This window comes from Acetatifactor sp. (assembly GCF_982438285.1).
In genome coordinates this window covers 1-5,135 of the sequence record NZ_CEWDFQ010000223.1, presented here as the reverse complement: position 1 = coordinate 5,135, position 5,135 = coordinate 1, and the positions used below count along the sequence as shown (strand labels likewise).

Genomic DNA, 5,135 nt, shown 5'->3' with positions numbered 1-5,135 from the left:
CCCCAAAGCACAGCTTAATGGCTCTGGTTTCAAACAGATCGTTGTGGTGGGTGCTGGTGCCGTGAGCATTAATATAGGTAATTTCTTCCTTTGCAATGCCGGCGTCCGCCACCGCGTATTCCATGGCCTTGGCTGCGCCCTCACCATCCTCGGCCGGAGAGGTGATATGATAAGCGTCGCTGGTGCTGCCATAGCCCACAACCTCTCCGTAGATTTTTGCCCCCCGGCTCAGGGCATGCTCCAGCTCCTCTAAAATAACAATGCCTGCGCCCTCGCCCATGATAAAGCCGCTTCTTTCCTTGTCAAATGGAATGGAGCATCTTTCCGGGTCCTCGCTGGCAGAAAGAGCTGTCAAAGCGCTGAAGCCCGCAATGCCAATGGGCGTGATGCTGCTCTCGGTGCCCCCCCGCCGCCATAACCTCGGCCTCGCCGTATTGGATGGAACGAAAGGCCTCGCCTATAGAATGGGTGCCTGTGGCACAGGCTGTCACCACATTGATGCTCTTGCCCTTTAGTCCAAATTGAATGGACACATTTCCTGCCGCCATGTTGGATATCATCAAAGGAACCATAAGCGGATTTACTCTGGAAGGTCCCTTCTCCAAAAGCTTTGTATGCTCCCGCTCCATGGCCTGCAGGGAACCAATACCGGAACCCACTGAAACTCCTATGCGGAAAGGGTCCTCCTTCGCCAGGTCAAGTCCCGCATCCGCAAGCGCTTCCCCGGCAGCCGCTACCGCGTACTGGCAGAAAAGCTCCATGCGCCTTGCGGCCTTAGCATCCATATACTTTTTTGCATCGAAATCCTTCACCTCTGCCGCCAGATGACATTTATAGCCTTGGGCGTCAAATTTTGTGATAGGGCCAAAACCAATTCTTCCCTCCCGGATTCCCTTCCAAAATGCTTCCACGCCAATGCCGATGGGCGTGACGGCTCCCAGTCCGGTAATCACTACTCTTCTGCTCATTTTTCCCTCATTTCTGCGCTTTTCAGCCGCATTTCTTCACTGTTTTCCCTTTTCCTAAGACTGTGTCACATATACATTCCGCCGTCCACAGAAAGCACCTGGCCGGTGATATAGGACGCCTTGTCGCTGGCCAGAAAGGCTACCGCCTCCGCCACATCCTTCGGCGTGCCCACACGTTTCTGAGGTATCTGGGCCAGCACTGCTTCCTTTGCACTCTCAGGCATGGCCTGGGTCATATCGGTGTCAATGTATCCGGGCGCCACAGCGTTTACCGTAATTCCTCTTGCCGCAAGCTCTCTTGCAATACTTTTTGTCAGTCCGATCACTCCAGCCTTGCTGGCCGAATAATTTGCCTGTCCCGCATTTCCCAGCAGTCCACTGACAGAGGCAAGATTGATGATCCGTCCGCCTCTTTGCTTCAAAAAGGCCCGGTACATATGCTTAATAGTAAAGAAGGTTCCCTTCAGGTTCGTATCCATCACCGCGTCAAAATCCGCCTCGCTGATTTTCACTGCCAGATTGTCCCTGGTAATCCCGGCATTATTTACCAGGATATCAATACGCCCGTATTTCTCCAGGGCGTTTCGTATCATTTCCCCGCAGGCCTCATAATCCGCCACAGAGCATTGCACCGCCTCCGCAGTGCCTCCAGCTTCCGTGATCTGCTGCACCACCTGATTTGCTTTCTCTTTTGAACCGTTGTAATTTACAATGACCGTTGCGCCGTAGCCGGCAAGGGTCAGGGCGATTTCCCGACCGATGCCCCGGCCTGCGCCTGTCACCAGCGCTACCTTCCCTCTCAGCATGGCAATTTCTCCAAATCCTCAATTTTCTCTATATGAAACACCCTTACATCTCTGTTGATCTTGCGCAGAAAGCCCGACAGCGTTTTCCCGGGACCGATCTCCACAAAGGTGTCCGTCCCATCCGCAATCATGCGCTCCACACACTGCTGCCATTTCACGGGAGAAGCCACCTGGCGCTTTAACAGCTCCTTGATCTGCGCTTTATCCGTCACATAGTCCGCCGTCACATTGGAAAGATAAGGAATCTCTATGTCCCGTACCTCCACCGTGGCAAGCTGCATTCCAAGCTTCTTTGCCGCTTCCTCAAGCATGGGCGAGTGAAAGGGGCCGCTCACCTTTAGGGGTACACAGCGTCTGGCTCCGGCCTCCGTCATTTTTTGTGCTGCCTGGGAAACCGCTTCTTCCTCTCCGGTGATTACAATCTGTCCCGGGCAGTTATAATTTGCCACTGACACCTGCCCCGGCGTCTCCCCGCAAATACGCTCAATCGTCTCTGCATCCAGTCCCAGCACCGCAGTCATGGCGCCGCCCGAAGGCACGGCCTCCTGCATAAAGATGCCTCTCTTTCGCACAATCTGAAAAATATCTTCCAGAGCCATGGCCTTGCTTACCGCCAAAGCGCCGTATTCTCCTAGGCTTAAGCCCGCCGTCACATCCGGGACAAGCCCTCTTTCCTCGGCGGCCTTCCACATGGCTATCTCAGCCGTGAGCATGGCAATCTGTGTATATTCCGTAATGTCCAGTCTGTCGTTTTCCGTAAAGCAAAGCTGCGCAACATCCAGTCCGCCCGCTTCCGACGCCATGTCAAATACCTGTCTGCAGACCGGAAAGGCCTCATAAAAATCCTTTGCCATTCCTGTGTACTGTGCTCCCTGTCCTGGGAAAATAAATGCTGTCTTACTCATTTTTACCCTCATTTCTCTACGTCCAGCAGCCTGCTGCCGTCCGTCATGATTTCCTGGATAATCTCCTCACAGGTCTGCTCCTTATGTATGAGACCGGCGATCTGTCCGGCCATCACAGTGCCGCCTGTTACATCCCCCTCCATAACCGCCTTTCTGAGAGACCCCAGGGTAAGCTGCTCCAGCTCCTCCAGTCCGGCTCCTTCCTTCTCCAGACGCACATACTCTCTAGTCATCTGGTTGCGGATACAGCGGATGGGATGGCCATGTGACATACCTGTCACTTCCGAGTCAATATCCTTCGCCCGGATAATACGCTCCTTATACTTCTCATGGGTGATGGCTTCCTTAGCCACGCAGAAACGGGTGCCCATCTGTACGCCCTCTGCTCCCAGCATAAAGGCTGCCGCAAAGCCTCTCCCGTCACCGATGCCCCCTGCCGCAATTACAGGAATGGACACTGCGTCCACTACCTGAGGCACCAGCGTCATTGTAGTAGCAGAGCCGATGTGGCCGCCGGACTCCATCCCTTCTGCCACTACAGCGTCCGCTCCTGCTCTCTCCATGAGCTTTGCCATGGCAACGCTGGCAACCACCGGAATTACCTTCACCCCAGCTTCCTTCCAAAGAGGCATAAACTGCGCCGGGTTTCCCGCGCCGGTTGTCACCGCGCTTACGCCCTCCTCCACAACAATCTGCGCCACCTGGGCAGCATTTGGGTTCATCAGCATTACGTTTACGCCAAAGGGCTTATCCGTCAGCTTTCTGGCTTCTCTGATCTGCTCCCTGACTACCTCCGGCGGCGCGCTGGCAGCTCCGATAATCCCAAAGCCTCCGGCGTTGGACACCGCCGCCGCCAGATGGTATTCAGCCACCCAGGCCATACCGCCCTGAAGAATAGGGTATTTGATTCCAAGTAATTCGGTGATACGTGTTTTCACAATCTGCCTCCTGCTCTCAACATCCGCCTGCGCGGTTCTTACTTCTGCATCCGCCCTGACGGACGCTTTATTCCACACCCTTACTCTTCATATATTCCATAAGATCGCCCACTGTGGATATTTTTTCCAGCTCCTCGGAGGGAATCTCAATACCGTACTCCTCTTCAAAGGCCATAACAAGCTCAAACAAATCCAGGGAATCCGCATTCAGATCCTCCTTAAAGGAAGAACTCTCCGTAATCTCTACACCTTCCAGATTTAACTGCTCTGTAATAATCTCTTTTACTCTTTCAAACATGTTTATTCTCCTTTATTCTATGTTTCAAATTATTTGATATTCAAAGTATATGAGGTGAAAAAGAATTTGTCAAGAAGAATCTGTCAGAAAAACAACACCGGCGGCATGATCCAAAAAGGACCTATGCCGCCGGCACGTCTTCTAACACCCTTCTAATACCCGTTTACAATTTCCTGAAGGGCTTTTGCCTGCTCTTCAATGAGCTTGCTGGTCTGGGAGTTTTCCCCTGCAATGGAGGAGTTTTCCTGTACCACGCCCGCAATCTGCCCAAGCCCCTGGTTCACCTGCTCTATGGTACCAGCCTGGGTTGACATTTTCTCATTGATGCTGTTAATGTTTTCCCTTACCTGATTCATCAGATTTACAATTTCCTGCAAGGTTCTGTCCGTTTCTTCCGTAATTTCATTGCCGTTTTCCACCGCCTGAAGAGTGGTTTCAATCAGCTGCCTGGTATCCTTGGCAGCTTCCGAGCTCTGGGCCGCCAGCTTTCCAATCTGATCGGCCACAACGGCAAAGCCCCGGCCCGCTTCTCCGGCCCTGGCCGCCTCAATGGAAGCATTTAGCGCAAGAAGGTTTGTCTGCTCCGCAATCTCTTCAATGGTGGATATAATGCGGTTTACTTCCTGTGAGGTCTCATTGATTTTCTCCATGGCTTCAATGAGTTTTTCCATCTGCCTGCTGCCCGCCTGCAGATCATTGTCCGCCTGTATAGTCTGCTCCGTTGTCTTGTCCAGACTTTCCGCATTCAGCTTAGTGTGGTCTGCAATCTCCCCAATGGTAGCCGCCAGCTCCTGGATGGCGGCAGTCTGCTCATTTGCACCGTCCGACAGCTTATAAGCTCTTTCCGAGGAATCCGCAGCATATTCCACAAGCTTGCTGCAGGCCTCCTCTGCATGGGAAATCAGCTCCTGCTGCATATGTATGGCGCTCTGCAGGGTGGTAATGTCCTGCACCACCTCAATATGCCCGTAAAGCTCTCCGTTTTTATCATACAGCTTATTCACATCCACCATGTAGTCCGACCCGTTCTGGTCGAAATAGGTTTCCGTGATTCCTCTGTTTAAGCATGCGATTCCGCAGTCCTGGGTGTTACAGATTTTTGCCCCCCAGCTGCTGCAATGCTTTCCTATGCTGTCCGCTCTGGTGATATGCAGCATTTCCTCCACCGGCTTATTGATAAAGGTCCATTTCATGTCCTTATCTGTCACCGAGATGGGAAA

At 52.8% G+C, this 5,135-nt stretch carries 5 protein-coding genes and 1 pseudogene; all 6 read right to left on the bottom strand.

The features are described 5' to 3' along the window. Positions 1–968 (bottom strand): annotated as a pseudogene (locus AC1WIP_RS11005) (beta-ketoacyl-ACP synthase II); the annotation flags it as partial. Positions 969–1,033: 65 nt separating this feature from the next. Further along, positions 1,034–1,774, bottom strand: coding sequence for a 3-oxoacyl-[acyl-carrier-protein] reductase (fabG, locus tag AC1WIP_RS11000; RefSeq protein WP_481141870.1), 741 nt, complete (start codon positions 1,772–1,774; stop codon positions 1,034–1,036). Continuing rightward, entirely contained in the window at positions 1,768–2,679 is a 912-nt protein-coding gene (gene fabD / locus AC1WIP_RS10995; RefSeq protein WP_481141869.1) for an ACP S-malonyltransferase, read from the bottom strand. Before fabD ends, fabG begins: the two co-directional genes overlap by 7 nt. 8 nt (positions 2,680–2,687) lie before the next feature. Next, a complete protein-coding gene (fabK, locus tag AC1WIP_RS10990) occupies positions 2,688–3,695 on the bottom strand; it encodes an enoyl-[acyl-carrier-protein] reductase FabK (RefSeq protein WP_481141868.1) in 1,008 nt (335 codons plus the stop codon). Next, positions 3,685–3,915, bottom strand: a complete 231-nt coding sequence (gene acpP / locus AC1WIP_RS10985) for an acyl carrier protein (protein ID WP_481141867.1) — start codon at positions 3,913–3,915, stop codon at positions 3,685–3,687. Before acpP ends, fabK begins: the two co-directional genes overlap by 11 nt. A 152-nt stretch (positions 3,916–4,067) precedes the next feature. Next, a partial coding sequence (locus AC1WIP_RS10980; RefSeq protein WP_481141866.1) for a methyl-accepting chemotaxis protein occupies positions 4,068–5,135 on the bottom strand: 1,068 nt, incomplete at its 5' end.